This is a genomic window from Yoonia litorea, from assembly GCF_900114675.1.
Lineage (GTDB): Bacteria > Pseudomonadota > Alphaproteobacteria > Rhodobacterales > Rhodobacteraceae > Yoonia > Yoonia litorea.
Window position 1 is genome coordinate 44,749 of the sequence record NZ_FOZM01000003.1, and the last position, 26,995, is coordinate 71,743.

Genomic DNA, 26,995 nt, shown 5'->3' on the forward strand with positions numbered 1-26,995 from the left:
GGGGACGGCGCTGTCAGACTTTTGAAAATCCGACAGGCCGGCCAAAATATATATGATTAAGCTTGTGCTGCGATCTCAGCTTCGAACGCCCATTCAAGCCACGGCAGCATCTTTTCGATGTCAGAGGTCTCGACTGTCGCGCCGCACCAGATCCGCAAACCGGCAGGGGCGTCGCGGTAGGCGCCGATATCGAGGGCGATATTCTCGGCCTCAAGACGCTTGGCTACAGCTTTTGCAAATGCAGCGCCGTCGGTGATGCGGTCATCTGTGAACTTCAGACAGACAGACGTGTTGGAGCGTGTGGCCGGATCAACGGCAAGGTTCGCGATCCATGGCTTTTCAGCGCAGAAATTCCAGATCGCCTGCGCATTGGCGTTGGCACGGTGGATCAAGGCATCCAGACCACCGATGGACCGCGCCCATTTCAACGCAGCAAGGTAATCCTCAACCGCCAGCATGGATGGCGTGTTGATGGTTTCGCCACGGAAGATGCCTTCAATCAACTTGCCACCTTTGGTCAGGCGGAAAATCTTCGGCAAAGGCCAGGCAGGGGTGTAGCTTTCCAGCCGTTCAACAGCGCGCGGTGACAGGATCAGCATACCATGCGCCGCTTCACCACCCATGACCTTCTGCCAAGAGAAGGTCGTCACATCCAGCTTGTCCCAAGGAAGGTCCTGCGCAAAAGCGGCAGAGGTCGCATCACAAAGTGTCAGGCCCGCACGGTTTGCCGGGATCACATCGCCACTGGTCACACGCACGCCAGAGGTCGTGCCGTTCCACGTAAAGCACACGTCGTTGTCGTAGTTTAGCGCCGCCATGTCGACGATCTCGCCATATTCGGCTGTATGCGTCGTTGCATCGATCTTGAGTTGCTTGACCACGTCTGTGACCCAGCCAGCGCCAAAGCTTTCCCAAGCGACCATCTCGGCAGGGCGTTCGCCCAGCAGCGACCACATCGCCATCTCGAAAGCGCCGGTGTCAGATGCCGGTACGATCCCGATCCGGTAGTCGTCAGGCACGCCAAGAATTTCACGCGTCAGGTCAATGGCTTCTGCAAGCTTGGCTTTGCCAATGGCGGCACGATGCGATCTGCCGAGTGCGGCATCGCTGAGGGCTTCCAATTTCCAGACGGGGGGTTTGGCGCAAGGGCCAGATGAAAAACGCGGGTTTGCCGGCCGCGTTGCCGGTTTTGTATCTACCATCGGTGGTATCCTTACAGATATGCGCCCTTCGTTGGGGAAGGGTGTCCCACTCGCGCAGATACTGCCCGCAGGATGTTCGGGCAATAGCGAAAACGTCAAAAACCGTCGTCTTGCAAAAATTTTGCGACACGATTTGCGCGAATAGGAAACTTGCGTTTCCGCGAAGTGAAGGTTTTTGGGGTGCCATTCGTGCACGAGCGGCGCTAGACATCGCGTGCTACCGAAACGAGGCCCCCATGTTTACTGTTACCCTGATCACGACCCCGACCGAACGTCAGCTCGACAAGGCTCTGGTCGAGAATTTGCGCAATGCTTGGGGTGGCGGGGATGCAAACTGGCTCTCAATTGATGAGGCTGCCGAGTTTGCAGTGCCCGCAATGCCGGACACGCACTGGCAGGTCTGGGAAGATCTGCAGCAGGCATGTGTTGATCTGGTCGTGCAACCGCTTGAAGGGCGGCGAAAGCAGATGCTGCTTGCGGATATGGACAGCACAATGATCCGTCAGGAATGCATCGACGAACTCGCCGATGAGGCCGGTGTCGGCGCACATGTTGCCGACATTACGGCCCGGGCCATGAACGGCGAGCTTGATTTCGAGGCCGCCTTGATCGAACGCGTAGGCTTGCTCAAGGGCTTGCCCGTCGGCGTGATTGAGGAGGCGCTAGATCGAAGGATCACATATATGCCCGGTGGCTATGAACTGGTGAACACCATGAAAGCCAATGGCGCCTACGCGGCCCTTGTGTCGGGCGGTTTCACAGCCTTCACAGCGCGCGTCGCCGCGGCATTGGGGTTTGATGAAAACCGCGCCAACACGCTGCTTACAAGTAACGGCACCCTGACAGGCGAGGTGGGTCGCCCGATTTTGGGCAAAGCCGCCAAAGTGCAGGCCCTTGAAGAGATCACCGCACGTTTGGGGATCACCGAGAGTGACGTCATGGCAGTGGGTGACGGTGCTAATGATCTTGGCATGTTGGGCCGTGCCGGGGCAGGCGTTGCCCTGCATGCAAAACCCGCAGTGCAGGCGCAATGCGATATCAGGATCAATCATGGCGATCTGACAGCGCTTCTCTATCTACAAGGCTATAGCCGCGACGAATTCGTCTCCTGAGACTTGCCAGCCAAGGCACCCGCTGCAACAACATCGCCATGGATCAAATGAAAAAGCCCGCCACAATCGCAGCGCATGCTGCCGGAGCCGTCGATCAACACTCGGGTGGTGTTGTGCCTGCGCTGCAACCGTCCACCACCTTCATGCGCGATGCTGACTACGCGCCGGTCCGGGCGGATAATATCTATTCGCGTGACGATTCCGACAATTTGCGGCAAGCCCAAGAAGTGCTGCGCCGGCTTGAGGATGCGGCTGAAACGTTGCTCTTCCCGTCGGGCATGGCGGCAATTGCGGCGGTGTTCCGGACCTTGCCAAACGGGGCAAAGGTCATTGTCCAATCCGGCATTTATTGGGGGACAATGGCCTGGATCAGGGATTTCTGCGAGCGCCGCGAGATTGCGCTGACCGAAGTGGACGCAGATGATCTGATCGCGACCGCCGCAGAGCAACCGGCGGACTTGGTTTTCATTGAGACCCCATCAAACCCTTGGCTGAAATCCGTCGATATCGCCGCCGTCAAAGACGCAACATCTGGACTGCTTGTGGTGGATGCCACAGCAGCGACACCGATCCTGATGCGTGGTCTGGATTTCGGCGCAGATATTGTGATGCATTCGGCCACCAAAGGCATCAACGGGCACTCTGATGTGCTGGCGGGCGTGCTTTCGACCCGCAATGCCGAGACTGAGGTCTGGCAGATGATCCGTGCGGATCGCAAAATGGCTGGTGCAATCCTTGGCCCGTTCGAGGCATGGCTTCTGACCCGTGCGATGCGCACGCTGCCTTTGCGTGTTGAGCGGATGAGCCAGAACGCACAGGAACTTGCTGAACATCTTCTCGCACATGACGGGGTAGAAGATGTCTTTTACCCCGGATTGCCGCACCATGTTGGCCACGCGATTGCGCAAAAACAGATGCAAGGCGGCTATGGCAGCCTTCTGTCTGTTCTGGTGAGGGGGGACCGCGCCCGCGCTTTGCAGGTCACAGGGAAATTACAGGTCTTCTTGCGTGCAACATCGCTCGGCGGTGTCGAAAGTCTCGTGGAACACCGGCAAACGATTGAACCGCACACCGGCATTCCTGAGAATTTGATCCGCGTCTCAGTGGGGATCGAACATATCGATGATCTGATCGCGGATTGGGAACAGGCGCTGGCCTAGTCTTCGGTCGGACCGCCAGCCTCTTTCCAGGCGCCGAAACCACCGATGTTGGTGACGTTCTGGTACCCCATGTCCTTGAGCGTTTTGCCTGCAAGGGCCGCCTGACCGCCTGCGCCGCAGATCAGGTAAATGTCAGCGTCTTTCTGAAGTGCGTCGTTGTAGAACTGGGTTTCAGGGTCCGCGACGAATTCCATCATCCCGCGTGCAATGCGATGCGCGCCCTTGATCGTTCCGCTCTGGGCGATGGCACCGCTGTCGCGCACGTCAACAAAAACGCCACCTCCGGCATTGTACTTCGCAATCGCATCTTCTGCGCTCAGACGCGGCACAACGGCGTTCGCTTCGTCCATAAAGTCTTTGGCTGATTTCATCTGGTTTCTCCCGGTTGCTTTCCTCTCAACTTAAGTGCGGATCGCGAAATAACCAGAAAAGAAAAAAGCCCGGGCGCGAAGCCCGGGCAAGTCCAACAGGGAGGTGAAGATATAACCCGATCTTCGGCGGGAACTCTTGGGTCCGACGGCACTGCGAGGGAATCAGTCAGCCGTCGGAACGCTCTCTATGCCACCAAACGATAGCCACCAGATTCGGTCACAAGAAGGCGCGCATTGGACGGATCTGGTTCAATTTTCTGGCGAAGACGGTAAATATGTGTCTCCAACGTGTGTGTCGTGACACCCGCGTTATAGCCCCAGACCTCATGCAAGAGCACATCACGGGCCACCACACCCTCGGTCGAGCGATAGAGGAACTTGAGGATGTTGGTTTCTTTTTCGGTCAGACGGATTTTCTTATCGTCTTCGGTCACCAGCAGCTTCTGTGCTGGCTTGAACGTGTAAGGTCCAAGCTGGAAAACAGCATCTTCTGACTGTTCGTGCGTGCGCAACTGGCTCCGGATACGGGCCAGAAGGACAGGGAATTTGAAAGGTTTGCTGACATAATCGTTGGCACCAGCATCAAGTCCAAGGATGGTATCTGCATCGCTGTCTTGTGCCGTCAGCATCAGGATCGGACACTTCACGCCTTGCTTGCGCAACACGCGGCAAAGCTCACGTCCGTCTGTATCTGGTAGACCCACATCGAGAATCATCAGATCGTAAAGGCCTTCTTTTGCCTTCACCATTGCACTGGCACCGTCGTCGGCTTCGAAAACATCGAAGTCTTCGGTCATCAACAACTGCTCGCCCAGCGCTTCGCGCAGGTCGTCATCATCATCCACCAGCAAGATTTTCTTCAATTGTGCCATCTGCGGCCTCCTTTGCCGTCTGGATCAGACTTGTGTTCTTGTTACGTCCTCAACAAGTGACAGGATGAAAGGTTCACACGGACGTGTGATTTGACCGGCAAATGTTTCACTTTCGCGACGGAACGGGTATGGGATTGAAACAAATTGCAAGGCATGAACCTGATGGGCTTTTCCCCCGACACAAATGAACGCTTGGCACGTGCGCGATCGGATTTGCGCATGGGTGTGCCTGTGGTTTTTGCCGGTGGTGCCGTGATTCTCGCAGCAGAGACCTTGGACGCAAAACGTCTTGCTGCGATGCGCTCGATCGGCGATCCGGTATTGGCCATTACGTCGTGGCGCGCGGACACCCTCAAAGCCCGCGCCTATGACGGAGACGTTGCCCGCGTTCAAATCCCGTCTGACGCGGACCTTGCATGGGTGCGTGCTATTGCGGACCCTGCCGATGACTTGCGCAGCCCGATGAAAGGCCCGCTTCTCACCCAGCGTGACGGGTCTGCCGCGCTCCATCGCGCCGCCATCGTGCTGACAAAATCGGCGCGGCTTCTTCCTGCAGCCGTTGTTGTCGAAGTGACCGACGCATCCGCCTTCGCCACCCAGAACAATCTGACATTGGTGCCCGAGGCAGCCGCGGTCGACACGTCGCTCAGCCCATTGCACGAAATCGTCCATGCGCGCCTGCCGCTGACGGTATCAGAAGCCGGGCGTCTGCACATCTTCCGCCCCGAGGATGGCGGAGAAGAACACTACGCCGTTGAGATCGGCCGTCCCGACCGGGAACAGCCGGTGCTGTCGCGCCTGCATTCGGCCTGTTTCACCGGCGACTTGCTGGGATCGCTGAAATGCGACTGCGGCCCGCAACTGCGCGGCGCCCTCGCCCAGATGGGGGCGGAGGGTGCTGGCGTTCTGCTTTACCTTAATCAGGAAGGACGCGGGATCGGCCTTGCCAACAAGATGCGGGCCTATTCGTTACAGGATCAGGGCTTTGACACGGTCGAGGCCAACCACCGCCTCGGGTTCGAGGATGACGAGCGCGATTTCCGCATCGGGGCGGAGATTTTACGCCGCATGGGGTTCTCTCAAGTGCGGCTGATGACCAACAATCCCGCTAAAGTCGAACGCATGAACAGCTGCGGCCTGACCGTCGTCGAACGCGTGCCGCTCAAGGTCGGCGAAAACCGCCACAACGAAGGATACCTCGCCACAAAGGCCGCGAAGTCGGGTCATATTTTTTGATCAGGTGAGATGACATGAAACCCACCGATCTTGTCCTCACCCCTACCCACCTGCGCTTTATGAACCGCCGCTTTCCCTGCACCATCGGGCGCGGTGGGTTAACGGATCGCAAAAAGGAAGGCGACGGTGCGACGCCGCGTGGCACGCATCGGATCGTCGGGATGCTTTACCGGCCTGACCGGATGGCGCGTCCAGCAGATTGGGCGCTTCCCATCGGACCGTCTGATCTGTGGTCAGATGATCCGTCCCATGAGGACTATAACCTCATGGTGCGTGCACCCTATCCCTATAGTCACGAACGCCTGCGCAGGGCTGATCCAATGTATGACCTGGTGATCCTGACAGACTGGAACTGGCCTTACGCGGTCAAGGGCAGGGGGTCTGCGATTTTTATCCATCAGTGGCGCGGGCCGGGGCGGCCGACGGCGGGATGTATTGCCTTCAGACGAGACCACCTGCGCTGGATAGCCGCCCGCATCCGCCATGAAACACGCCTTGTTATCGCATAGCGCCGCCATCTTGCCTAAATCTCGTCCAACCCGCAAAAGGTGGATCAGATGAAAGACCAAGGCCCAGCCATGACCCCTGACGAAATCGCCCAGCTTCCCTATCGCCCCTGCGTTGGCGTGATGCTCGCCAATCCGCGCGGACAGGTATTTGTCGCACAACGTCGCGACCGAGACACCGACGCCTGGCAAATGCCACAAGGGGGCGTCGACAAAGGTGAAAACACCCGCGACGCTGCTTTGCGGGAGCTGGAAGAAGAGACGAGCATCCCGGCCAAGCTTGTCTCGACCGAAGCAGAGACCAAAGGGCTGATCCGCTATGATATCCCCCATGCACTCGTTCCCAATATCTGGGGCGGGCGGTATCGCGGGCAGGAACAGAAATGGTATCTGATGCGCTTTCACGGGATGGATCGCGACATCAACCTCGACACAGATCACCCCGAATTCACCGCTTGGAAATGGATCGACGCCGGTGAGATCGTGGCGGCAATCGTCCCTTTCAAGCGGGAGGTCTATCAACAGGTCTTGGCCGAATTTGGTGACAAACTGTGATACGTCTGCTGATCACAACCGTTCTGTGTGCAGCCTTCGCAACACAGTCGGTAGCGCTCTCTTGTCTGCGGCCAGACCCCATTGAGACCTTCAAACGGCTCGCAGCCGCGGAGGAAAGCTATTTCGTGCTGCGCGGCACACTGACATTTGACGAAGCGGCCCTGCCGCCAAGCGTCGGCGACAACGACATGGCGCAGCCTGACCCCATCCCTGGGTTCTTTGTCGGCAGTGGCTTGAGCAAGCAAGGCTTTACGACAGATTATGTCGGCAACGTCCTGTTGCAGGTCAATTGCGCCGGTCCGTGGTGCGGCTCGGCCCGCAGCAACGTCGAGGCAGTCTGGTTTGTGCCTTTCAGCGACCCGCCGGCAATTCTACAGGCTGACCCCTGTGGCAGCATGACATTTTTCGAGCCAACCGACGCGGTGGTCACGATGCTGGAAAGCTGCATGGCTGACGGAACTTGCGTGCCTGTCAGCGAATAATCATTTCCGCTTGCGCTTGACCTTGCGGGCCGTTTTTGCCGCTTTCTTGCGTCCGCTGGCCTGTTTGCGGCGCGGCGGCTTGCCCCGTCCACGGCTAGGGCCACGCGGCATGATCCGATCATCAAGCGCGACCAATTCCACGATCAACCCGCCAGAGACAGGTGCCGCTTCGGCCAGCTTGACGGTTGCCTTCTGCCCAAGACCGATCACCATGCCACTGTCAGACCCCATCAAGGTCTGACTATCGGCATCATAGTGAAAGAACTCGCGCCCCAGTGTGCGGATGGGGATCATTGCGTCCGCGCCGGTCTCGTCAAGTTTCACAAAAACCCCGAATTTGGCGATGCCGCTAATCTTGCCCGTCAGTTCTGCACCGACACGGTCCGACAGAAAGGCCGCGAGGTAGCGATCCGTGGTGTCCCGTTCAGCCGCCATCGAGCGCCGTTCGGTGTCGCTGATCTGCTTTCCCGTATCGGCCAGATGGGCGATGTCCCATTCACTCAGACCATCATCACCCCAGCCATGCGCCGTGATCAGGGCACGATGGACGATGAGGTCGGCATAGCGGCGGATGGGTGACGTGAAATGCGCGTAAGAGCGCAAAGCAAGGCCGAAATGACCGAAGTTATCCGGCGCATAATACGCCTGCGTCATCGCCCGCAGGGTGGCCATATTAATCAATTCGTCATTCTCTGACCCCTGCGCGCCACGCAACAACGCATTGAGGTGCGCGGTCTTGAGCACCTGACCCTTTGCAAGATTGAGACCCGAGGCTTGCGCCACCTCGCGCAAGGCCTCCAGCTTGTCAGGGTCGGGTTCTTCGTGGACGCGGAACAGTAGCGGCGATTTCTTGGCGATGAGCGTTTCAGCGGCGGCCACGTTGGCCAGCACCATGAACTCCTCGATCAGCCGGTGCGCATCGAGCCGTTCCTTGAACCGGACCGAGGTCACTTGTCCCTTGTCGTTCAGGACAATCTGGCGTTCCGGCAGGTCAAGGTCGAGCGGTTGACGCCGCGCCCGCGCCTTCATCAAGGCTGAAAACGCACCGTAAAGTGGTGAGATGATCTCATCCATCAGCGGCGCAACCTTGTCGTTTGGTTGCCCGTCAACTGCCGCCTGGACTTCTTCGTAATTGAGTGATGCGACTGATTTCATCAGCCCGCGATGGAACTGGTGGTCTATTTTAATGCCAGCCGCGTCAATCCGCATGGCAACCGCAAGGCAGGCGCGTTCCACTCCTTCGTGCAGCGAACACAGATCACCAGACAGCCGGTCCGGCAACATTGGCACAACCCGGTCGGGGAAGTATGTGGAATTGCCGCGTTGCCGCGCTTCGCGGTCAAGTGCCGAGCCGGGCGTCACGTAATGGGCAACATCCGCAATCGCGACCCAGATGATGAATCCGCCTTCATTCTTGGGATCTGTGTCAGCCTCGACAAAGCAGGCATCGTCATGGTCGCGGGCATCCCAAGGGTCGATGGTGATCAGCGGCATATCCCGCAGGTCCCGCCGTTTGCCGAGCTTTGCAGGCGTCGCCGCATCGGCCTCGGCAATGACCTCGTCCGGGAAATGGTCAGGAATCCCATGCTGATGGATTGCAATCAGCGACACTGCGCGTGGCGCAGTCGGATCGCCAAGCCGCGTGATGATGCGGGCCTTTGGCAGCCCCAGCCGGCCTTTGGGGCCGGCCTGTTCGGCCTCCACAAGCTCTCCGTCCTTGGCCCCGCCCGTCGCACCCGGAGCTACGGTCCATTGTTTGTCAGCACCTTTGTCGATTGGCAGGATACGCCCGCCCTCTGATCCCGCACGGAAGACACCGAGAATACGCAAAGGGTTGGCACCGATGCGGCGGATCATACGGGCGGTGTGGGTGTAGTCCTCGGTCTTGTCGACGGTCAGACGCCCCAGAATGCGGTCTCCCTGACCCAGTGCTGGATCGCTTTCGCGCAGCATCATCAGGATGCGCGGCTCAGGTCCTTCGCCTGTCCACTCCATCGGTCTGGCAAAAACATCCCCGTCCGGATCCGGTCCGAGGATTTCCAGCACCGCCACCGGCGGCAGCTCTTCGGCATCGCGATAGGATGAGCGGCGTTTGGTAAGCTTGCCCTCATCCTGCAATTCCTTGAGCAACCGTTTGAGATCAATCCGCGCAGCCCCTTTGATGCCAAAGGCTTTGGCAATGTCGCGCTTGGCGGATTTGGTGGGGTTTGCCGAAATCCAGTCGAGGATTTCCGATTTCGAGGGGATACGTGTCATGGCGCAGCCCTAGCACGGGCTGCGGCAAGCGTCATCCAAATAGCTGCGTTTGATCAGAACAGATCGTTACGGGGGCAGGGCGTCGTATCACCACGCGCCCATGCCTGAATGGCCCGTGTGAAGACGCCATCACCAATGGGGGCGTAGGTTGTGACGCGCGCGCCTGAGCCGGTCGCGACAACATCGGCCAGAACACGCGGGTACCAGCCCGGATCACCGACGTTGTTAGGGCTCATATGCTCAACGATGAAAGAATTGCCTTCGCGACGTGTGCGGTAATTGTCGGTGAAGATCGCGTTCATGGTCATCCCGCGCGTGATCTGTGTCTGAGACCCGAAATTCAGGCAGGACCGTCCGCGATTGGAAATCGTGGACATCGCAGCAGAGGCCGAGCGGTTCACCTCAATTGTTTCTGTGCGGACACCTGAGTGGCTGCGCAGTTCTTCCGGTGTGGTCGGAAACGACAAACATCCGGACAAGGTAACAGCAGCGATGGCGGCAAGGGCAAAACGCTTCATGAAAATAGCTCCTGAGTATTCTTACTCGGCAACCAGTGCCGCAGAACTAAGGCAGGACAAGGGCCGCAACGGGCGGGATTTGCGGAAATCCCGCGGCGTTATGCAAAATAGTCACGCAGGATGCGCGTGTAGATCGCCTTGAGCTGGTGGACCTCATCGACCTTCACCCGCTCATCCACCTGATGCATCGTTTTGCCCGTCAGGCCGAATTCGACCACAGGGCAATGATCCTTGACGAACCGTGCATCCGACGTGCCGCCAGAGGTGGACAATGCGGGTTCTACCCCTGTCTCGGCCTCGACCGCAGCGCCGACCAGATCGGACAGCTCTCCCGGAGGGGTCACAAAGCTTTCGCCAGAGACCCTCACCCGCATCTCGACCTTGACGTCGAACGCCGCAGCGACCTTGTCAGCTTCCTCCTGCATCCAGGTGGTCAGGGCCGCGCTGGTGTGGGTGTCGTTGAAGCGGATATTCACGGTCGCGCGGGTCTGTGACGGAATGACATTGGTCGCAGGATTGCCGGTGTCGATGGTCAGCACCTGGAGTGACGAAGGATCGAAATGTTCTGTCCCCTCGTCCAGCACGCGGCTGGACAACGCATCCATCAATCGTGCGATCGCAGGCATCGGGTTCTTGGCACGATGCGGATAGGCCGCATGTCCCTGTACCCCCGTGACCGTGAAAAACGCGGCCATTGACCCCCGCCGGCCAATCTTCATCGCCTCACCCATCACGTCTGGGCAGGTCGGTTCACCAACAAGGCAAACGCTCATGTTTTCGTTATTGGCGGCCATCCAGTCGAGCAAGGCAGTCGTGCCATCTGTCGCATCGCCTTCCTCATCGCCGGTAACGGCGAGGATAATGGCGCCATCAGGTGGCGTGTCCTGAACAAAATCAATCGCCGCCGCCGCAAAAGCCGCCACACCCGATTTCATATCCGTTGCACCACGGCCATAAAGGTAGCCGTCTTTGATCTCGGCGCCGAAGGGCGGCATCGTCCAGGCAGCTTCATCGCCCAAAGGCACCACATCAGTGTGGCCGTTGAACCCGAACGAGCGGTTTGCGCCCTGCCGTCCCCAACGTGCAAAGAGGTTTGACACGCCGCCGCGATCCACGCGGGTGCAGGTGAAACCACCATCTGTCAGGACTTTTTCCAGATGGACCAACGCACCACCCTCTTCGGGGGTGATAGATGGGCAACGGACAAGTGCCGCAGTCAGGTCAACGGGATCAATAGGCATGTGTTAGCTCCTTTCCCCAATGGCTATCGGGATGGCGCATGGGATGCAATCAGCGGTCAGCGACCACGAAGGTATGAATGGTGAAGACAACCGCCTGCGTCCGGGGCAGGCGCAAGATGCTCTGGCGCTCCGAGCGGTGATAAGGGCGCGGGGCGTCAGGGTCTTGTCTGACAGGCTGATGCAAATCGGGGTTGGCATAGCGGAGCCTGTTAAACCGCCAAAGCGGTCGTCCTACCTGCACGCCGTCGAAAAGGCGCTGCACGCGCGCGGCGATATTGCTGTCGTATTCGGGAACAGGATCATGGATCGTCGCCAGCGGGCGGCCGACCTTGTCGGCCAGACGCCAGCTTGCAGGAAAGCACAAAACAGCACCCGTCAGGACATGCTCGGCCCCACGCTTTTCGAGGATGCAGAGGTCTTCCTGCACCAGATGGCCAAGGGTCAGAAGGGGGGCGTCGCGGTCAATGACCAACGTGCGCCCGTCGGGGCACGTCACCTCCGCGGCACTGACGCTGAATCCCTTCGCAGGCAGACAAGCAAGAACCTCATCCAGCAACTCTCTTGCAGGCCCCAGCACCTCATCGGGCGCGTAGAGAACGGCGTCTCGCTTGTTGCGCAGCAGGTCGGCGCGATAGGCCATCTGATCGGCGTAGGCATCATCCACCATAAGCCACCCGTCGGGCGGGCAGGGGCGCGTGCCGGGCAGCGCTGCGTCCCCCGTCAAAGCATCAGGAAGCGCGGATTGCAGGATCGTCGGCATTATGCCTTGTCAAAAAACGGCGTCATCTGCGCCACGATCACGCTATTCTCATCCAGTGCGCGCTGCATCAGGGCCTGTTCCTCGTCGGAAATGTCGTGCCCTTCGGCCAGACGTTCCACAAGCGTGCCGTAGCCAGACACATCCAGCGGGGCCAGATCTGCCTGCTTAAGGATTGCGACCGTCTCTCGTACCGCTTCTGCCTCGTCAACGCCGCTGGCGTAGCACATCAGCGCCGCACCGGTGGCCTCTTTGGGCAAGCCGTCACCTGCGTTGCGCCCAACCTCCACCAAAAGGGTGTAGACGTCATGTTTCTTTTTGGGCTTGTTCATTGGCTTTCTTTCTCTTCCCAGCGCGAGCGGACCGCCCAGATGGTCGAGTTGATAATCACGATCTGTAACGGGACATAGATCACAACAAGAAGCAACAGAATGCGCCAGAGCAACGACAGGTCCATGATGATCGTCAATGACACCGCGGGCAGGAACAGCCACGCCATGATCAGGCCGATAAAGGTCACGTCGAACAGCACCGGCAGCCATGCCGCCTTGAACGACGGACGTATGCCCGCCGCCATGCGTTTGCGCGCAAGGATACGGCTCAGGATCATCGGTGATCTCTCCGGCTGCTAGCAGGTGCAGCATAACATCGTTCACGCCGGAGCGTCACCAGATGGCTGATGTCTGAAACAGGTTTTCTGTCCCGCGATCAGTCGCGCAACAACTCGTTGATGCCGGTCTTCGAACGTGTCTTTTCGTCAACGCGCTTGACGATGACAGCGCAGTAAAGGCTGACATTGTTCTTTGATGGCATCGAACCCGCAACAACAACCGAATAGGGCGGCACTTCGCCGTACATGACTTCACCGGTTTCGCGATCAACGATCTTGGTCGATTTGCCGATGAAGACACCCATGCCGAGGACCGAGCCTTCGCGCACGATGCAGCCTTCAACAACTTCGGAGCGGGCACCGATAAAGCAGTTGTCCTCGATGATGGTCGGACCGGCCTGCATCGGCTCAAGCACGCCGCCAATACCGACACCACCGGACAGGTGCACGTTCTTGCCGATCTGCGCGCAAGAACCCACGGTCGCCCATGTATCGACCATCGTGCCTTCGTCCACATAGGCGCCAAGGTTCACAAAGGATGGCATCAGGACGACGCCCGGTGCGATATAGGCCGACTTGCGGACGACGCAGTTGGGCACCGCACGGAAACCTGCAGCTTGCCAGTCAGCCGCTTCCCAGCCTTTGAACTTGCTGTCTACCTTGTCCCACCAGCCAGCACCCTGCGGCCCACCTGATTGCGGTTCCATGTCCTTGATCCGGAAACCAAGCAGAACGGCCTTCTTGGCCCACTGGTTGACGTGCCAGTTACCATCATCCTGCCGCTCGGCCACGCGCAACTGTCCACTGTCGAGGGCGTGCAAAGTCTCCTCGATGGCATCACGCGTTTCGCCAGTCGTCGCGCTGGTGATGCCGTCGCGGGCGTCCCATGCGGCTTCGATTGCGGTCTCAAGGGCAGCGGTGTCGGTGGTCATGGATCAATCCTTTCGCAGTCTGCGCCCTGCCATATGAAACAAGGGCGATCTTGGCAATGAATAGGGCGCGATTGCGCAGCAACAAGGGCAGGGATCTGAACTTCACCTTATGCGTTTGCATCTTCGACCCAAGCAGGCAAGTCTGACCGGACACTCAAGGAGGGATCACCATGAAAGACGACCGCCATCATCCTCTGCGTGGCAGCGACGAAGACCGCGAGGCCGCGACCCACTGCCCCGATACACCGCAGACGCGCGCGCCGTCTTACCAACTGGCCTTCGTCGATACCGATTTCCTTTGTCGCGAGGAATTGCGACCCGTTCGCCTGCAACTGGAGCTTCTCAAGCCCGAGATGCTGATGAATGAGGCCGGCGTCGATTCCACGGTCGTTCTTTTCGGGGGCGCGCGTATTCCCGAACCCGGCTTGCGCCACACGGCGCGCACCGAAAAACTTGCGGATCTGTCACAATACTATGAAGAGGCGCGGCGCTTTGCGCGGATGGTGACAGAACGCTCGCTCGCCGACGGAGGCCATGAGAACGTGATCGTGACAGGCGGTGGCCCCGGTGTGATGGAAGCGGGCAACCGCGGTGCCGAGGAGGCCGGCGGTCGGTCGATCGGGCTGAATATCGTCCTGCCGCATGAGCAGGCGCCCAATACCTACGTCACGCCGGAACTTTGCTTCAACTTTCACTACTTCGCCATTCGCAAGATGCATTTCCTGATGCGCGCCTCTGCGGTCTGTGTGTTCCCTGGCGGGTTCGGCACGCTCGATGAACTCTTCGAGGCGTTGACCCTGATCCAGACCGGCCGGATGGAACAAGTCCCCTTCCTGCTTTTCGGACGCAGCTTCTGGGAAAAGATCATCAACTGGGACGCATTGGCAGATGCTGGCACCATCTCCGACGAGGATCTCAAGCTCTTCCGGTTTGTCGAAACCGCAGAAGAAGCCATCGAGGCGATGGAAAACTGGGATGGTGTGGGCACCAAACGCGGGTCCATTCCGGGGCGCTGAGATGAACTGCGCATACATGGTGATGGGGGTGTCTGGCTGCGGGAAATCCACAGTCGGCGCTGCTTTTGCAGACCGCATCGGCGCTGTGTTCCTGGATGGCGATGACTATCACCCGCAACAGAACGTCGATCATATGGCCGCAGGGCACGCCCTGACGGATGAAATGCGTTGGCCTTGGCTGGACAGGCTCGCGGCAGAGGTCATTGTGCGGCAACGCGACGAAACCGTTGTCTTTGCCTGCTCGGCCCTCAAGCGCAGCTACCGGATGCACCTGCGTGACAGGATCCCCCGGCTCGAAGTGGTCTATCTTGAGGCAGACCGCGATCTGATCGCGAAACGGCTCGGCGCGCGCCACGACCACTTCATGCCGGCGTCACTGCTCGACAGCCAGTTCGCAACGCTGGAAGCGCCTGAGACCTGCTTTGCCCGGATCGACATCGGCCAGCCCGTCACAAAGATCATTGACCAGCTAGAAAGACTGGTCTGACGGCACCTCAAGACCCTGCAGCGGCGGCGCGTCAGGGTCGCGGATTGCCTGAATAGCGGCCTTCGCAAGAAAGGCACCGGCGCTGTTGACCTGTTCTGCAATGGTCAGAATGTCGGACCGGAACATCTTCAGAAATGGCATCGCCTCTTTCGAGGCCACATCAATATCCCTGCCGACCTGCGCGCCAGTGGCCTCAACAGCAGCCACGGCGGCCATGGCCGAAGAAGTCGAAGCCGTCACCACCGCGTCAGTCTTGGGATTTGCCTTGAGGTAGTCTTTCAGGTGTTCGATCACGACAAGGCTGGCTGTGTCGCTTGTCACCCCTTCAAGGATTTCAAAAGACATGTTGTGCGCTTCACAGCTTTCGCTGATGCCTTGGACCATATGCTGGCCGTAGCTTTGGGACTGCGGCGGAGCGATCACGCAGATATTCTTGCGTCCGCGGGCTGCCAGCTTGTCACCGGCGAGGCGGCCAAATGCAGTGTTGTCGAAATCGTAGTAGGCATGGCTGTCTGCCCAGTTGGTCCGGCCATGGGTGGCAAAGGGAAAACCTTTTTCCATCAGATAGGCGACACGTGGGTCTTCAGGTTTGATCTGGTTCATGATGATCGCGTCAGCAGATCCGGTCTCAACGATATACCTGACAGGGTCCATCGGGTCCTGATCGGGAAAGAATGGCGTGACCACCAGATGATAGGGCGTGTTGCGTAGTCCACCTGCGACAGAGGCAATCAGCCTCGCAGTATGGCTCATCAGATCATGTTCGGTGGACATCACCAGACTGATGACATTGGTGCGCCCTGTCCGCAGGCGCACACCAGCACGGTTTGGCACATAGCCGATATCATTGGCGATCTGGCGGATCATCTTTTTGGTCTCGGCCCCGATATCGGGCGCGTCATTGAGCGCGCGCGAAACCGTCGGGACTGCAAGTCCGCTGATTCGCGAAATCGACTTCAGGGTCGGCTTGCCTTCGAATGTCTGTGTTTCCGCCTGAATCGCATCCAATGATTTGCGCTGCGCCATATCGGTCAGCTCCTTGTCTTTTGTGCGCGAAATCGCGCGCCTTCTCTTTAGCCGAATTTCAAGGCGAGGAAAAAGAGTTTCGAAGCAACGCGTTAGCGTTTTCGTGCCTGCGTCGTTTAAACATGCATCTTTTGTCTTGATCGGTCAAACTAAAACGTTATAGGCTGATCTATAACGATTTAGACCAGGGAGGATACAATCGTGAAATTGTCAACAAAACTGATGGCGGCAACCGCCATCGTCAGCGCCTCTGCGGCATCCGCAGTCGAGCTTGAAGTCACCCACTGGTGGACATCCGGCGGTGAAGCTGCCGCTGTTGCGAAGTTCGCAGAAGCATGGAACGCCACAGGCAACACATGGGTCGATGGTGCAATTGCCGGTTCCGGCGGCACAGCCCGCCCGATCATTATTTCGCGTATTCTCGGCGGCGACCCGATGGCGGCAACCCAGCTGAACCACGGTCGTCAAGCTGAAGAACTGATCGAAGCAGGCCTGATGCTCGACCTCACCGACGTTGCCGAAGCAGGCAACTGGCGCGAGATCGTCAATCCGCCTTCGCTGTTGGACAGCTGCACGCTTGATGGCCGCATCTACTGCGTGCCTGTCAACATCCACTCTGCCCAGTGGCTGTGGCTCAGCCATGACGCCTATGAGGCCGCAGGTCTTGATGTGCCAACCGACTGGAACGAGTTTGTAGCTTCTGCGCCTGCACTCGAAGCTGCGGGCACAATCCCGCTCGCTATGGGTCAGCAGGGCTGGCAGCAGAACCTTGCCTTTGGTGCGATCACCATTGCCGTCGCGGGTCTTGATGACTGGCGCGAAGTGACAGTGAACAAGAACGCTGATGTGGCCCGCGGCGAAAGCTATGCAGCTGTTTTCCAGGCGGCTGCCGATGCGCGTGAACTCGCGCGTAACAGTAACGTCCAAGACTGGAACCAGGCCACAAACCTCGTAATCACAGGTCAGGCTGGCGCGCAGCTAATGGGTGACTGGGCGCAAGGCGAATTCTCTGTTGCCGGTGCGGTTGAAGGTCAGGATTACTCCTGTCTGCCAGGTCTGGGTCTGAACGAGATCCTCGATACAGGCGGTGACGCGTTCTACTTCCCCGTGAATGACGATCCAGAGATCACGGCTGCGCAGAAAGAATTGGCTGCACTGCTGATTTCTCCTGAAGTTCAGGTCTCCTTCAACCTTGCAAAAGGTTCGCTGCCAGTACGTGGCGACATTGATATGTCGACCGCAAACGGCTGCATGCAGAAGGGTCTGGGCATTCTGGCCGATGGTGGCATCCTGCCTTCCGGCGACCAGTCGCTCTCCGCTGACACTCAGACACAGATCGAGGACCTGATGGCCCAGTTCTGGTCCAGCGATATGCCAGCTGACGAAGCACAGGCGAAGTACGCCGACATCATCGCAAGCGCTGACTAAGCTTACCTCCCAGATGGTCCGTCACGCGTCACGCGTGGCGGGCCGTTTGGAACTTTGACGACAAATCCGGCGCCAGACCGGATCAATAGCCAAAAGAGGGGACCGCCATGTCAGTGGTCGACGATCCGGCAACCGCAAGTGTTGCCAGCGGCGCCAAGCGCCCGTCACGTTTATTCAAGAACCTGTCCGCAAAGATCGCCTCGATCCCGATGATCCTAACGGCGCTCTGCGTCTTCGTTGGCGGCACCACTTGGACAGTCGTTTATTCATTCACCAACTCACGGATGCTCCCGCGCGAGAATTTTGTGGGTCTCGACCAGTATGAGCGTCTTTGGGGCACCGACCGCTGGATCATCTCGATCAAGAACCTTGCCGTTTATGGCGTCTGCTCGATGATCCTCACGTTGCTGATCGGATTTACACTCGCGGCCTGTCTGGATCGTAAAATCCGGTTTGAGAGCGCCTTTCGTACTATTTTCCTTTATCCCTTCGCGCTGTCCTTTGTTGTGACGGGCCTAGCGTGGCAATGGATTCTGAACCCTGATTTCGGCATCCAGAACGTTGTCCGCAGCTGGGGCTGGGAAAGCTTTGCCTTCGACCCGCTCAATAACCCCGATATCGTCATGTTCGGCCTGCTGATCGCGGGCATCTGGCAGGGCAGCGGACTGATCATGTGCATCATGCTCGCCGGTCTGCGCGGCATCGACGACGACATCTGGAAGGCCGCGAAAGTTGACGGCATCGGCACGATCAAGACCTACATCGTGGTGATCATTCCGATGATGCGCCCTGTCTTCATCACCTCACTGGTGCTGATCGCCTCGGGCATCATCAAGCTTTACGACCTTGTCGTCGCCCAGACCGGTGGTGGTCCGGGCCTGAGTTCCGAAGTCCCCGCCAAATACGTGATCGAATACATGTTCCGCGCCCAGAACCTCGGTCAGGGCTTTGCGGCCTCGACGATGATGCTCTGCTCGGTCGTGGTGATCCTTATCCCTTGGGCCTACCTTGAATTCGGAGGCAAGAAACGTGGCTAACGTAGATCAACTCGGCGCCGCAGTCGCCGCCAACACAGTCATCGGCCCACGTGGGCCAAAACCCAGAAAGCGGTTCAGCCGCAACAACATCTTCCTTTACGGCACGTTGATTGTCGTCGGCATGTACTACCTGCTGCCGCTTTACGTGATGATCATCACCTCGCTCAAGGGGATGCCCGAAATCCGTCTCGGCAACGTCTTTGGGCCACCTTTGGAAGTCACCTTCGAGCCGTGGGTCAAGGCATGGGCCGAAGCCTGCACGGGTCTTGATTGCACAGGTTTGTCGAAAGGCTTCTGGAACTCGGTGCAAATCCTGATCCCGTCGGTGGTGCTCTCGATTGCGGTGGCGTCCGTGAACGGCTACGCGCTGAGCCTGTGGAAGTTCAAAGGATCAGAGGTGTTTTTCACCATCCTGATCATCGGGGCCTTCATCCCCTATCAGACGATGCTTTACCCCATCGTGATCATGCTGCGCGAAATCGGCCTGATGGGCGATCTTTGGGGGCTGGTGCTGGTGCACACGGTCTTCGGAATGCCGATCCTGACGCTGCTCTTCCGCAATTACTTTGCATCCGTACCGGAAGAGCTGTTCAAGGCCGCCCGCGTGGACGGTGCCCGGTTCTGGCAAATCTATTTCCAGATCATGTTGCCGATGTCGCTGCCGATCTTTGTTGTGGCCATCATCCTGCAGGTGACGGGCATCTGGAACGACTTCCTGTTCGGTGTGATCTATACCAAACCTGAAACCTATCCGATGACAGTCCAGCTCAATAACATCGTGAACTCGGTGCAAGGCGTCAAGGAATACAACGTCAATATGGCAGCCACGCTGCTGACCGGCCTTGTTCCACTCGTCATCTACTTCGCCTCTGGCAAACTCTTTGTACGCGGCATCGCTGCTGGTGCTGTGAAAGGCTGATCCATGTCTCATTCTGTAGAAATCAAAAAACTCGATCTTGAGTTCGGACCGGTCAAGGTGCTGCAAAACCTTGATCTGAATATCAACGAAGGGGAATTTCTTGTCTTGCTCGGCTCTTCGGGTTGCGGCAAGTCCACCCTGCTGAACTGTATTGCGGGGCTTTTGGAAGTTACCGATGGCCAGATCTTCATCAAGGGCAACAACGTCACCTGGGCAGAACCGTCAGAGCGCGGCATCGGCATGGTGTTCCAGTCCTATGCGCTTTATCCGCAGATGACGGTGCGCGGGAACCTCTCGTTTGGTCTGAAGAACGCCAAAGTGCCAAAGGCCGAAATCGACAAGCGCGTCGCACGCGCGGCTGAAATCCTGCAGATCGAACCCTTGCTTGACCGCAAACCGGGCGCTCTGTCCGGCGGCCAGCGGCAGCGTGTCGCCATTGGCCGCGCGCTGGTGCGGGACGTGGATGTGTTCCTCTTTGATGAACCGCTCTCCAACCTTGATGCAAAACTGCGTGTCGATCTGCGGGTCGAACTCAAGCGGCTGCACAACCAGTTGCAGAACACCATGATCTATGTGACCCATGATCAGGTCGAGGCGATGACCTTGGCCGACCGCATCGCGATCATGAAAGGCGGCAAGATCATGCAGCTTTCCAGCCCAGATGAAATCTACAACAAGCCACGCAACCTATATGTGGCCGACTTCATTGGATCGCCTTCGATGAACTTCCTCGAAGGGCATCTGGAAGGCGGCACCTTCAAGGTCGATGATATGGTCATGCCGATGGACGGTTACGAATTCGTCGAGGCCCAACCAAGCGACCGCCCTGTCGTCATCGGCATCCGGCCAGAGCATGTCGTCACCGGCGAATTGGTCAAGAACCTGCCGCTGCAATATCAGGTCGATATCGATCTGGTGGAGCCGATGGGATCGGACACGCTGGTCTATGCAAAGCTCGGAAAACATCCTTTCCGCATCCGTATGGATGGGCAGGCAGTGGTGAAAGCGGGACAGACGCTTGAGATCGGGATTGATACATCTCGGGCGTCGCTCTTTGACAAAGCGACCGAGGACCGTCTGTGACATCAATTGATCTGGCAGGTGAATGGACGCTTTCGGATGAAAGCGGGAAATTCACCTGTCCCATATCATTGCCAACCGACGGGATCACGGCCCTCCACGATGCGGGCCTGATCCCCGATCCTTATTGGGGGCGGAACGAATATGACCTGCGCTGGATCGCCGAACGCGATTGGTCCGCCACGCGCATTGTCACGCTCGACTGCACCGATGTTGCGCTTGTCCTCTCTGGCGTGGACACGATTGTTGAGGTGCGCGTGAATGGCCATCTGGTCTTTACCTGCGACAATGCGTTTCGCAGCTGGCGCATCCCCTTGGGGAAGGTGGCCAAGGTCGGTGAAAACGAGGTCACCCTCACCTTCAAGAATTCGATTGCCCATGCCGCAGAGCTTCAGGCCAGTCAGCCCTTCTATCTGCCATATCAGGAAAGCAACAATCCGATCCCCAACGTGAATCTCTTGCGCAAACCGCAATGCGACTACGGCTGGGACTGGAACATCGCCTTGGCCCCTTTCGGGGTCTATGGCGATACGCGGATCGAAGCGTCAAAGACCCCTCGCATTGAGAGTGTCATGGTCCATCAGGATCATGGTCCTGACGGGGTCACATTGCGCATCACGGCGCAGGTCAGCGACGCCGATGGCGATCTTAAATGCGAGATCGCAGGGCATACGGTGTATGCACAGCCTGTGTACGGTCTGTGTACAGCCAGTGTACAGCTTGTGACACCTGATTTGTGGTGGCCCGCAGGGCAGGGCACCCAGCCACTTTACGACCTTAGGCTGAGCGCAGATGGGGTCGAAACCACGCGCAAAATCGGCCTGCGCACAATGGAGCTGGTGACCGAAAAAGACGCCGCCGGCCTTGGCTTCAAGGTCCGCGTCAATGGCCGCGATGTCTTTGCAAAAGGCGCAAACTGGATCCCCGCCGATGCTCTGGCGGGCCGGATTTCGCCTGAAAAAACACGCGATCTGCTGCAATCTGCGGTCGACGCCAACATGAACATGATCCGCGTCTGGGGCGGCGGTCGCTACGAGGCTGACTGGTTCTATGATCTCTGTGATGAGCTGGGTCTGATGGTCTGGCAGGACTTCATGTTCGCCTGCAACATCTACCCGTCCGACCGTGCGTATCTGGCGAACGTGCGGGCAGAGGCCGTCGAAAATGTGCAAAGATTACAACATCATGCGTGCCTCGCGCTCTGGTGCGGGGACAATGAACTTGTCGGCGCGCTCACGTGGTTTGAGCAAACGCGCGCCGACCGTGATCGCTATCTGGCAAACTATGACCGGCTGAACCGCACACTCGAGGATGCGCTGCTTGCAACCGACCCCGAAGCGAACTGGTGGCCATCGTCACCTTGCGCCGGTCCGCTCAAATTTGCTGACACCTGGCACAATGACGGATCAGGCGACATGCACTTCTGGTCGGTCTGGCACGAAGGCCGCGATTTTGATCACTACCGCGACGTTGCCCCGCGCTTTTGTTCCGAGTTCGGATTTCAAAGCTACCCGTCCATGACGACGGTTGGCAGCTTCGCCGCGCCCGAGGATCAAAACATCGCCGCCCCCGTGCTGGAAGCGCATCAGAAAAACGCAGGCGGCAACGCCCGCATCGCCGAAACCATGTTCCGCTATTTCCGCTGGCCCACGCAATTCCCTGATTTTGTTTATCTTTCTCAGGTGCAGCAGGCGCTGGCGATCAAGACTGCGGTCACGCATTGGCGCAGTCTGAAGCCCCATTGCATGGGCACGCTCTACTGGCAACTCAACGACACATGGCCCGTCTGCTCGTGGGCGTCGCTGAACTACGGAGGCGACTGGAAGCTGCTGCACCACATGGCCCGCGACTTCTACGCGCCCGTGATCGTCGCCGCCGTGCCGGACGGTGATGAGATCAGCTTTGTCGGCGTCAATGACGGCGCAACCGGCGAGGTCAAACTCAGCGTCAGCGCGCTGTCGATGGATGGAAGCCTTCGCCCGCTGACAGAAGCTACCGCGACAATCGGGCAAAGCGCAGAGCCGCTTTGTCGCGTCGCCATCAGTGATCTTGATCCGCAAGAGATGCTCTACTTCCGCTGGATTGGGCCTGACGGCCAAGAGATGGCTGACCACTTTGCCCCGCGCCCTTACAAGAGCTATGATCTGCAACCGTCCGACCTGACCCTGACAACGAGCGAAAGCAGACTGACAGTCACGGCCGGGGGCCTGTCGCTATTTGCGTCGGTCGAGGCTGATTGCCCCGGACGCTTTGATCAGAACGCGCTTCTTCTTTTGCCCGGCGAAAGCCGGACCATCCGCTTTACGGCCACTCACCAAACGCAACCAAAGTTCACGCTGCGCGATCTGCACAGCGCGACCTATTCCTGACGAAAGGATGTCACCATGACGCAGATAGCCTATCAGCTTTACTGTTCCCGGAATTTCCCGCCCTTGGCTGAAACGCTGCAGATGCTGTCGGACGTCGGCATATCCGCGGTCGAGGGCTACGGCGCGTTGCTTGATGATCCGACCGAGCTGAAGTCCGCCTTGGCGTCATCTGGCCTAACGATGCCGAGCTGCCATGTCGGTCTCGATTTGCTTGAAAGTGATCCCGATGGGACAATCGCCTTGCTGGGCGAACTCGGCGTGAAGAAGGCCTATGTGCCCTATCTCGCTGCCGAAGATCGCCCTGTGAATTCAGACGGTTGGCAGGCATTTGCAGACAGGCTTGTCGTGGCAGGAAAACCCTTGCGGGAGGCAGGTTTCGTCTATGGCTGGCACAACCATGACTTTGAATTCGTTACGACACCCGAGGGCGATTTACCGATGGATATCATCGCATCCGCTGATCCGGGTCTGCTGCTTGAACTTGATCTTGGCTGGGTGCAACGCGCCGGACATGATCCCCTCGCGACAATCGCGAAATACGCCGGAAAGATCGCGACCGCGCATATCAAAGACGTGGCGCCTGAGGGGGATTGCGCAGATGAGGATGGCTGGGCTGACGTGGGCCATGGCGTGATTGATTGGTCCGCAATCCACGCCACGCTCAAGGACGCTGGCGTTGATCATTACGTGATCGAACACGACAACCCCAAAGACCACCAGAGGTTCGCGTCGCGCAGCTTTGCGACCCTGCAATCACTCTAGGACATTGATGATGACAAAACTGGGTATCGGCATCATTGGATGCGGCAATATCTCGACGACTTATTGCGGGCTCGCACCGATGTTCAAAGCGCTTGAGCTGAGGGCGGTTGCGGACATCAATATGGAAACGGCGCGCGCCAGAGCCGCCGAATATGCCCTGCGTGCCGAGACGGTCGAAGATTTGCTGCGGGCACCGGACATCGACGTGATCGTCAATCTGACGATCCCGGAGGTCCATTTCGCCGTCACCAAGCGCATTTTGGAGGCTGGCAAACACGCCTATTCGGAAAAACCGCTTGTCCTGAGCCTGCAGGAAGGTGAGGAACTGCGCGCCTTGGCGGCAGCCAAGGGGCTCTATGTCGGATCGGCACCTGATACGTTTCTGGGTGGTGCGCATCAGCAGGCGCGCGCCCTCATCGATGCAGGCGATGTGGGAAAGATCATCGGCGGCACTTGCCACATCATGGGCCACGGCATGGAAGACTGGCATCCCAATCCGGATTTCTTCTTCCAACCCGGGGGTGGACCGGTTCTCGACATGGGGCCTTACTACATAACCAATCTGATCAATCTCGTCGGACCGGTAAAGTCGGTGTCAGCGCTGGCCACAGCGACCTTCCCGACACGCACAATCGGCAGTGGGGCGCGCAAGGGTGAAATGGTCCCTGTCGACACGCCTACGAACATTCATGCCCTTCTGGAATTTGCCAATGGAGCGACGGTGACGTTGGGCGCAAGCTGGGATGTCTGGGCCCATCGCCACGCCAATATGGAGCTTTACGGTGAAAACGGTTCCGTCTTTGTGCCGGACCCGAATTTCTTTGGCGGCGATGTCGAGATCGGCAAACCGGGCCAAGACATTGCGCACGTGCCATCATGGGACCATCCGTTTGGCAAACCCAATCAGGAAACACGTGCCAATTACCGTTGCGCGGGTTTGGCTGACATGGCTATGGCGATTGCTGAGGGCAGACAAAACCGTTGCAACATTGATCTTGCTGTCCATGTTGTTGACGTCATGACAGGCATTTTGCGCTCAGGCGCGGAACGGCGCTTCGTGGACATGACGACGACATGCGAGCGTCCCACGGCGTTTTCACCCGAAGATGCAATGGCACTGCTTGCCTGATCTTCTCATGTAGGCGCAGACCTTGGGGAAGGGTTCCGTCAGAGGCCTGCTTCCTGTGCGATCTGGGCTTTTGACTTGCGCGCGCGTTCTGTGGCCGACTTCAACTGGCCACAGGCGGCCATGATGTCTTCTCCGCGCGGGGTGCGGATCGGTGATGCATAGCCAGCTTTGTAGATGATATCCGCAAAGCGTCTGATCCGGTTGTTTGACGACCGCTTGTATGGCGCGCCCGGCCATTCGTTGAAGGGAATCAGATTGATTTTTGCAGGAATGCCATCAATCAGTTTGATCAGGCGATGGGCGTCCTCATCGGTGTCATTCACACCATCGAGCATCACATATTCAAAGGTAATCCGCTCCGAGTTCGAGACCTTCGGGTATTCCCGCAACGCATCAAGAAGCTCTGCGATATTCCAGCGTTTGTTGATAGGAACCAGCCTGTCTCGCACCTCATCCGTTGTCGCATGGAACGAGATTGCCAACTGGCAGCCGATCTCTTCGGCTGTCCTTGCGATCTCAGGGACCACTCCTGATGTGGACAAGGTGATGCGACGCCGCGAGAGTGAAATCCCCTCGCTGTCCATGGCAATCTTCATCGCGTCGCGCACGTTTTCAAAGTTGTAGAGCGGTTCGCCCATTCCCATCAGCACGATATTCGACAAAAGCCGGGTTTCGTCCTTTGGCGCGCCTCGCTCCGGCCATTCACCGAGGTCATCGCGCGCAACCATGATTTGCCCGACGATCTCGGCTGTGGTCAGGTTACGAACCAGTTTCTGCGTTCCGGTATGGCAGAACGAGCATGTCAGTGTGCATCCAACCTGAGACGAAATGCAAAGCGTGCCGCGATCCGTTTCGGGGATATAGACGACCTCGACCTCATGCCCGCCTGCGATCCGAACCAGATACTTGCGCGTGCCATCGTCGGAAATCTGGCGCGTGACGACCTCTGGCAGGGCAATCACGAAGTTATCGGCCAGCTTTGCGCGATAGTCCTTTGCCAGATTGGTCATCTGTTCAAAGTCGCGCACGCCCCAATAGTAGATCCATTGCCAAATCTGGCCGACCCGCATCTTGGCCTGTTTTTCGGGCGTCCCGACGGCAATCAAGGCTTCGCGCATCGCCTCACGGGACAATCCGACCAGATTGGTCGGGCCATCAGACAGCTTGCGCGGGATTGTCAGCACGTCTTGCGTGATCGGGGCCTTGGCGTCCATGAGGAATCTCGTCGTTTTCGGAATTAGCTGTGCATATAGGACAAAGCGGCGGCCTTCTCAAGAAAGCCGCCGCCAGAGGTCAGAGCTGTGTTGCGTCTTAGTTGCTGCAGCGCCGTGCCGCTTCTTCCACGGCGGCTGTGAAACCAAGCAAGCTGAAGGTGTCTTGCGTTTGTGTGCCGCGCCCTGAAACAGCGGTAAGAACGGCATTTGCACCGCGTTTCATGGCATCAACGAAGCGCGCATCATCTTCTGGCGTTGCAGGCCATGCTGTTTCGCCTTGTGTGAACATCTCATAGCTGCTGTCACCGATCTGGACACTGACGGTTGATCCTTCGCGGAAAGGATAGCCGCCTGTAAACATCACCTGACCGTTCACGTTTTCCGAAGGACGGTAAAAGACGATCAGGCGGATATCGCCGCGGCGCACTTCGACGACGTTGCCGTCGCGTGTGTTGACCGTCTCTTTGGGTGCTGAAACGGCCCAGCATTCGTCGGGATTCGATTCGACGAACACACTCCAGTCAGTGTTGGCCGCAACACGGTTGCTGCTGTCTTCCTGTGCGATTGCGCCGCTGGTTGCAAAAAGAGCTGCACCAATTGCGAGAATACGCGAAGTTTTGAAAATCATTCTACAGCCTCCAAGCTGTCCTTGCCTCTGGAACCCTGCGCCGTTGCCTGTTGCATCTGATGTGCAGCTTTTCGACTGGCAGGGCATTGT

The 26,995-nt window shown here is 58.2% G+C and carries 28 protein-coding genes; 15 read left to right on the plus strand and 13 right to left on the minus strand.

Annotated features, from left to right (window positions below; genetic code table 11):
• Positions 1-56: 56 nt before the first annotated feature.
• Positions 57-1,202, minus strand: coding sequence for a phosphoserine transaminase (locus BM316_RS13370; protein WP_090209649.1), 1,146 nt, complete (start codon positions 1,200-1,202; stop codon positions 57-59).
• A 236-nt stretch (positions 1,203-1,438) separates the two neighbouring features.
• Here BM316_RS13370 and serB point away from each other — a divergent pair, with 236 nt between their 5' ends.
• Together serB and BM316_RS13380 are read left to right on the plus strand one after the other, a co-directional pair.
• The gene (gene serB / locus BM316_RS13375; protein WP_090209651.1) at positions 1,439-2,314 is read left to right on the plus strand and encodes a phosphoserine phosphatase SerB; all 876 of its coding nucleotides are present in this window, start codon (positions 1,439-1,441) and stop codon (positions 2,312-2,314) included.
• Positions 2,315-2,361: 47 nt separating this feature from the next.
• Positions 2,362-3,474: a trans-sulfuration enzyme family protein gene (locus BM316_RS13380; protein ID WP_090210367.1), complete on the plus strand. Its 1,113-nt coding sequence runs from the start codon at positions 2,362-2,364 to the stop codon at positions 3,472-3,474.
• On the opposite strand, the gene BM316_RS13385 is transcribed toward BM316_RS13380, so the two are convergent.
• Together BM316_RS13385 and BM316_RS13390 are read right to left on the minus strand one after the other, a co-directional pair.
• Positions 3,471-3,845 carry a rhodanese-like domain-containing protein gene (locus tag BM316_RS13385; RefSeq protein WP_090209653.1) on the minus strand — a complete coding sequence of 125 codons (375 nt, stop codon included), beginning with the start codon at positions 3,843-3,845 and terminating at the stop codon, positions 3,471-3,473. The genes BM316_RS13380 and BM316_RS13385 overlap by 4 nt on opposite strands.
• A 185-nt stretch (positions 3,846-4,030) precedes the next feature.
• On the minus strand, positions 4,031-4,717 hold the full coding sequence (locus BM316_RS13390; protein ID WP_090209655.1) for a response regulator transcription factor: 687 nt from the start codon (positions 4,715-4,717) through the stop codon (positions 4,031-4,033).
• 162 nt (positions 4,718-4,879) lie between these two features.
• Between BM316_RS13390 and ribA the strand changes: the two genes are divergently transcribed.
• From ribA to BM316_RS13410, 4 genes are read left to right on the plus strand one after another with little or no spacing between them, the layout of a single operon-like run.
• Positions 4,880-5,953: a GTP cyclohydrolase II gene (ribA, locus tag BM316_RS13395; protein ID WP_090210369.1), complete on the plus strand. Its 1,074-nt coding sequence runs from the start codon at positions 4,880-4,882 to the stop codon at positions 5,951-5,953.
• 14 nt (positions 5,954-5,967) lie between these two features.
• The gene (locus BM316_RS13400; RefSeq protein ID WP_090209657.1) at positions 5,968-6,462 is read left to right on the plus strand and encodes a L,D-transpeptidase family protein; all 495 of its coding nucleotides are present in this window, start codon (positions 5,968-5,970) and stop codon (positions 6,460-6,462) included.
• Between the two features lie 48 nt (positions 6,463-6,510).
• Positions 6,511-7,014 (plus strand): RNA pyrophosphohydrolase, encoded by a 504-nt coding sequence (locus BM316_RS13405; protein WP_242649907.1) that lies wholly within the window; start codon positions 6,511-6,513, stop codon positions 7,012-7,014.
• Positions 7,011-7,496: a hypothetical protein gene (locus BM316_RS13410; RefSeq protein ID WP_242649908.1), complete on the plus strand. Its 486-nt coding sequence runs from the start codon at positions 7,011-7,013 to the stop codon at positions 7,494-7,496. The genes BM316_RS13405 and BM316_RS13410 overlap by 4 nt, the downstream gene beginning before the upstream one ends.
• On the opposite strand, the gene rnr is transcribed toward BM316_RS13410, so the two are convergent.
• From rnr to dapD, 7 genes are all read right to left on the minus strand, one after another.
• Entirely contained in the window at positions 7,497-9,752 is a 2,256-nt protein-coding gene (gene rnr / locus BM316_RS13415) for a ribonuclease R (RefSeq protein WP_090209659.1), read from the minus strand. It lies immediately after the preceding gene.
• Between the two features lie 53 nt (positions 9,753-9,805).
• The gene (locus BM316_RS13420) at positions 9,806-10,270 is read right to left on the minus strand and encodes a hypothetical protein (RefSeq protein ID WP_090209661.1); all 465 of its coding nucleotides are present in this window, start codon (positions 10,268-10,270) and stop codon (positions 9,806-9,808) included.
• Positions 10,271-10,368: 98 nt separating this feature from the next.
• Positions 10,369-11,511, minus strand: a complete 1,143-nt coding sequence (dapE, locus tag BM316_RS13425) for a succinyl-diaminopimelate desuccinylase (RefSeq protein ID WP_090209664.1) — start codon at positions 11,509-11,511, stop codon at positions 10,369-10,371.
• Positions 11,512-11,560: 49 nt separating this feature from the next.
• A complete protein-coding gene (locus BM316_RS13430) occupies positions 11,561-12,271 on the minus strand; it encodes a heme-dependent oxidative N-demethylase family protein (protein WP_090209666.1) in 711 nt (236 codons plus the stop codon).
• Positions 12,271-12,600 (minus strand): DUF8846 family protein, encoded by a 330-nt coding sequence (locus BM316_RS13435; RefSeq protein WP_090209667.1) that lies wholly within the window; start codon positions 12,598-12,600, stop codon positions 12,271-12,273. The genes BM316_RS13430 and BM316_RS13435 overlap by 1 nt, the downstream gene beginning before the upstream one ends.
• Positions 12,597-12,878, minus strand: a complete 282-nt coding sequence (locus tag BM316_RS13440) for a hypothetical protein (protein WP_090209669.1) — start codon at positions 12,876-12,878, stop codon at positions 12,597-12,599. Before BM316_RS13440 ends, BM316_RS13435 begins: the two co-directional genes overlap by 4 nt.
• A gap of 98 nt (positions 12,879-12,976) precedes the next feature.
• Positions 12,977-13,810 carry a 2,3,4,5-tetrahydropyridine-2,6-dicarboxylate N-succinyltransferase gene (gene dapD / locus BM316_RS13445; RefSeq protein ID WP_090209671.1) on the minus strand — a complete coding sequence of 278 codons (834 nt, stop codon included), beginning with the start codon at positions 13,808-13,810 and terminating at the stop codon, positions 12,977-12,979.
• 170 nt (positions 13,811-13,980) lie between these two features.
• Here dapD and BM316_RS13450 point away from each other — a divergent pair, with 170 nt between their 5' ends.
• Positions 13,981-14,826 carry an LOG family protein gene (locus tag BM316_RS13450; RefSeq protein WP_090209673.1) on the plus strand — a complete coding sequence of 282 codons (846 nt, stop codon included), beginning with the start codon at positions 13,981-13,983 and terminating at the stop codon, positions 14,824-14,826.
• Between the two features lies 1 nt (position 14,827).
• Complete coding sequence (locus tag BM316_RS13455; protein WP_090209675.1) at positions 14,828-15,313, plus strand: gluconokinase; 486 nt, start codon at positions 14,828-14,830, stop codon at positions 15,311-15,313.
• On the opposite strand, the gene BM316_RS13460 is transcribed toward BM316_RS13455, so the two are convergent.
• Positions 15,296-16,339, minus strand: a complete 1,044-nt coding sequence (locus BM316_RS13460) for a LacI family transcriptional regulator (protein ID WP_090209677.1) — start codon at positions 16,337-16,339, stop codon at positions 15,296-15,298. The two genes, BM316_RS13455 and BM316_RS13460, sit on opposite strands and share 18 nt — an antisense overlap.
• A 201-nt stretch (positions 16,340-16,540) precedes the next feature.
• Between BM316_RS13460 and BM316_RS13465 the strand changes: the two genes are divergently transcribed.
• The 7 genes from BM316_RS13465 to BM316_RS13495 all read left to right on the plus strand — a co-directional run bounded on the left by BM316_RS13465 (position 16,541) and on the right by BM316_RS13495 (position 25,063).
• Complete coding sequence (locus tag BM316_RS13465; RefSeq protein ID WP_242649909.1) at positions 16,541-17,767, plus strand: ABC transporter substrate-binding protein; 1,227 nt, start codon at positions 16,541-16,543, stop codon at positions 17,765-17,767.
• A 107-nt stretch (positions 17,768-17,874) separates the two neighbouring features.
• The gene (locus BM316_RS13470; RefSeq protein WP_090209680.1) at positions 17,875-18,804 is read left to right on the plus strand and encodes a carbohydrate ABC transporter permease; all 930 of its coding nucleotides are present in this window, start codon (positions 17,875-17,877) and stop codon (positions 18,802-18,804) included.
• Positions 18,797-19,723, plus strand: coding sequence for a carbohydrate ABC transporter permease (locus tag BM316_RS13475; protein WP_090209682.1), 927 nt, complete (start codon positions 18,797-18,799; stop codon positions 19,721-19,723). The genes BM316_RS13470 and BM316_RS13475 overlap by 8 nt, the downstream gene beginning before the upstream one ends.
• Positions 19,724-19,726: 3 nt before the next feature.
• Positions 19,727-20,806, plus strand: a complete 1,080-nt coding sequence (locus tag BM316_RS13480; RefSeq protein ID WP_090209684.1) for an ABC transporter ATP-binding protein — start codon at positions 19,727-19,729, stop codon at positions 20,804-20,806.
• Positions 20,803-23,172 carry a beta-mannosidase gene (locus BM316_RS13485; protein ID WP_165606598.1) on the plus strand — a complete coding sequence of 790 codons (2,370 nt, stop codon included), beginning with the start codon at positions 20,803-20,805 and terminating at the stop codon, positions 23,170-23,172. The genes BM316_RS13480 and BM316_RS13485 overlap by 4 nt, the downstream gene beginning before the upstream one ends.
• A gap of 15 nt (positions 23,173-23,187) precedes the next feature.
• Positions 23,188-23,934, plus strand: coding sequence for a sugar phosphate isomerase/epimerase family protein (locus tag BM316_RS13490; protein ID WP_090209686.1), 747 nt, complete (start codon positions 23,188-23,190; stop codon positions 23,932-23,934).
• A gap of 10 nt (positions 23,935-23,944) precedes the next feature.
• Positions 23,945-25,063, plus strand: a complete 1,119-nt coding sequence (locus BM316_RS13495) for a Gfo/Idh/MocA family protein (protein WP_090210377.1) — start codon at positions 23,945-23,947, stop codon at positions 25,061-25,063.
• Between the two features lie 38 nt (positions 25,064-25,101).
• Here BM316_RS13495 and rlmN read toward each other — a convergent pair whose 3' ends face one another.
• Together rlmN and BM316_RS13505 are read right to left on the minus strand one after the other, a co-directional pair.
• Positions 25,102-26,277 carry a dual-specificity RNA methyltransferase RlmN gene (rlmN, locus tag BM316_RS13500; protein WP_090209689.1) on the minus strand — a complete coding sequence of 392 codons (1,176 nt, stop codon included), beginning with the start codon at positions 26,275-26,277 and terminating at the stop codon, positions 25,102-25,104.
• Between the two features lie 97 nt (positions 26,278-26,374).
• Positions 26,375-26,905 carry an invasion associated locus B family protein gene (locus tag BM316_RS13505; protein WP_090209691.1) on the minus strand — a complete coding sequence of 177 codons (531 nt, stop codon included), beginning with the start codon at positions 26,903-26,905 and terminating at the stop codon, positions 26,375-26,377.
• Positions 26,906-26,995 lie beyond the last annotated feature (90 nt).

What these genes read in the sequence shown, in the direction of transcription:
- BM316_RS13370 (WP_090209649.1), bottom strand. Translation starts at nt 1,202, where the DNA reads ATGGTAGATACAAAACCGGCAACGCGGCCGGCAAACCCGCGTTTTTCA.
- serB (WP_090209651.1), top strand. Translation starts at nt 1,439, where the DNA reads ATGTTTACTGTTACCCTGATCACGACCCCGACCGAACGTCAGCTCGAC.
- BM316_RS13380 (WP_090210367.1), top strand. Translation starts at nt 2,362, where the DNA reads ATGAAAAAGCCCGCCACAATCGCAGCGCATGCTGCCGGAGCCGTCGAT.
- BM316_RS13385 (WP_090209653.1), bottom strand. Translation starts at nt 3,845, where the DNA reads ATGAAATCAGCCAAAGACTTTATGGACGAAGCGAACGCCGTTGTGCCG.
- BM316_RS13390 (WP_090209655.1), bottom strand. Translation starts at nt 4,717, where the DNA reads ATGGCACAATTGAAGAAAATCTTGCTGGTGGATGATGATGACGACCTG.
- ribA (WP_090210369.1), top strand. Translation starts at nt 4,880, where the DNA reads ATGGGCTTTTCCCCCGACACAAATGAACGCTTGGCACGTGCGCGATCG.
- BM316_RS13400 (WP_090209657.1), top strand. Translation starts at nt 5,968, where the DNA reads ATGAAACCCACCGATCTTGTCCTCACCCCTACCCACCTGCGCTTTATG.
- BM316_RS13405 (WP_242649907.1), top strand. Translation starts at nt 6,511, where the DNA reads ATGAAAGACCAAGGCCCAGCCATGACCCCTGACGAAATCGCCCAGCTT.
- rnr (WP_090209659.1), bottom strand. Translation starts at nt 9,752, where the DNA reads ATGACACGTATCCCCTCGAAATCGGAAATCCTCGACTGGATTTCGGCA.
- BM316_RS13420 (WP_090209661.1), bottom strand. Translation starts at nt 10,270, where the DNA reads ATGAAGCGTTTTGCCCTTGCCGCCATCGCTGCTGTTACCTTGTCCGGA.
- dapE (WP_090209664.1), bottom strand. Translation starts at nt 11,511, where the DNA reads ATGCCTATTGATCCCGTTGACCTGACTGCGGCACTTGTCCGTTGCCCA.
- BM316_RS13430 (WP_090209666.1), bottom strand. Translation starts at nt 12,271, where the DNA reads ATGCCGACGATCCTGCAATCCGCGCTTCCTGATGCTTTGACGGGGGAC.
- BM316_RS13435 (WP_090209667.1), bottom strand. Translation starts at nt 12,600, where the DNA reads ATGAACAAGCCCAAAAAGAAACATGACGTCTACACCCTTTTGGTGGAG.
- BM316_RS13440 (WP_090209669.1), bottom strand. Translation starts at nt 12,878, where the DNA reads ATGATCCTGAGCCGTATCCTTGCGCGCAAACGCATGGCGGCGGGCATA.
- dapD (WP_090209671.1), bottom strand. Translation starts at nt 13,810, where the DNA reads ATGACCACCGACACCGCTGCCCTTGAGACCGCAATCGAAGCCGCATGG.
- BM316_RS13450 (WP_090209673.1), top strand. Translation starts at nt 13,981, where the DNA reads ATGAAAGACGACCGCCATCATCCTCTGCGTGGCAGCGACGAAGACCGC.
- BM316_RS13455 (WP_090209675.1), top strand. Translation starts at nt 14,828, where the DNA reads ATGAACTGCGCATACATGGTGATGGGGGTGTCTGGCTGCGGGAAATCC.
- BM316_RS13460 (WP_090209677.1), bottom strand. Translation starts at nt 16,339, where the DNA reads ATGGCGCAGCGCAAATCATTGGATGCGATTCAGGCGGAAACACAGACA.
- BM316_RS13470 (WP_090209680.1), top strand. Translation starts at nt 17,875, where the DNA reads ATGTCAGTGGTCGACGATCCGGCAACCGCAAGTGTTGCCAGCGGCGCC.
- BM316_RS13480 (WP_090209684.1), top strand. Translation starts at nt 19,727, where the DNA reads ATGTCTCATTCTGTAGAAATCAAAAAACTCGATCTTGAGTTCGGACCG.
- BM316_RS13490 (WP_090209686.1), top strand. Translation starts at nt 23,188, where the DNA reads ATGACGCAGATAGCCTATCAGCTTTACTGTTCCCGGAATTTCCCGCCC.
- BM316_RS13495 (WP_090210377.1), top strand. Translation starts at nt 23,945, where the DNA reads ATGACAAAACTGGGTATCGGCATCATTGGATGCGGCAATATCTCGACG.
- rlmN (WP_090209689.1), bottom strand. Translation starts at nt 26,277, where the DNA reads ATGGACGCCAAGGCCCCGATCACGCAAGACGTGCTGACAATCCCGCGC.
- BM316_RS13505 (WP_090209691.1), bottom strand. Translation starts at nt 26,905, where the DNA reads ATGATTTTCAAAACTTCGCGTATTCTCGCAATTGGTGCAGCTCTTTTT.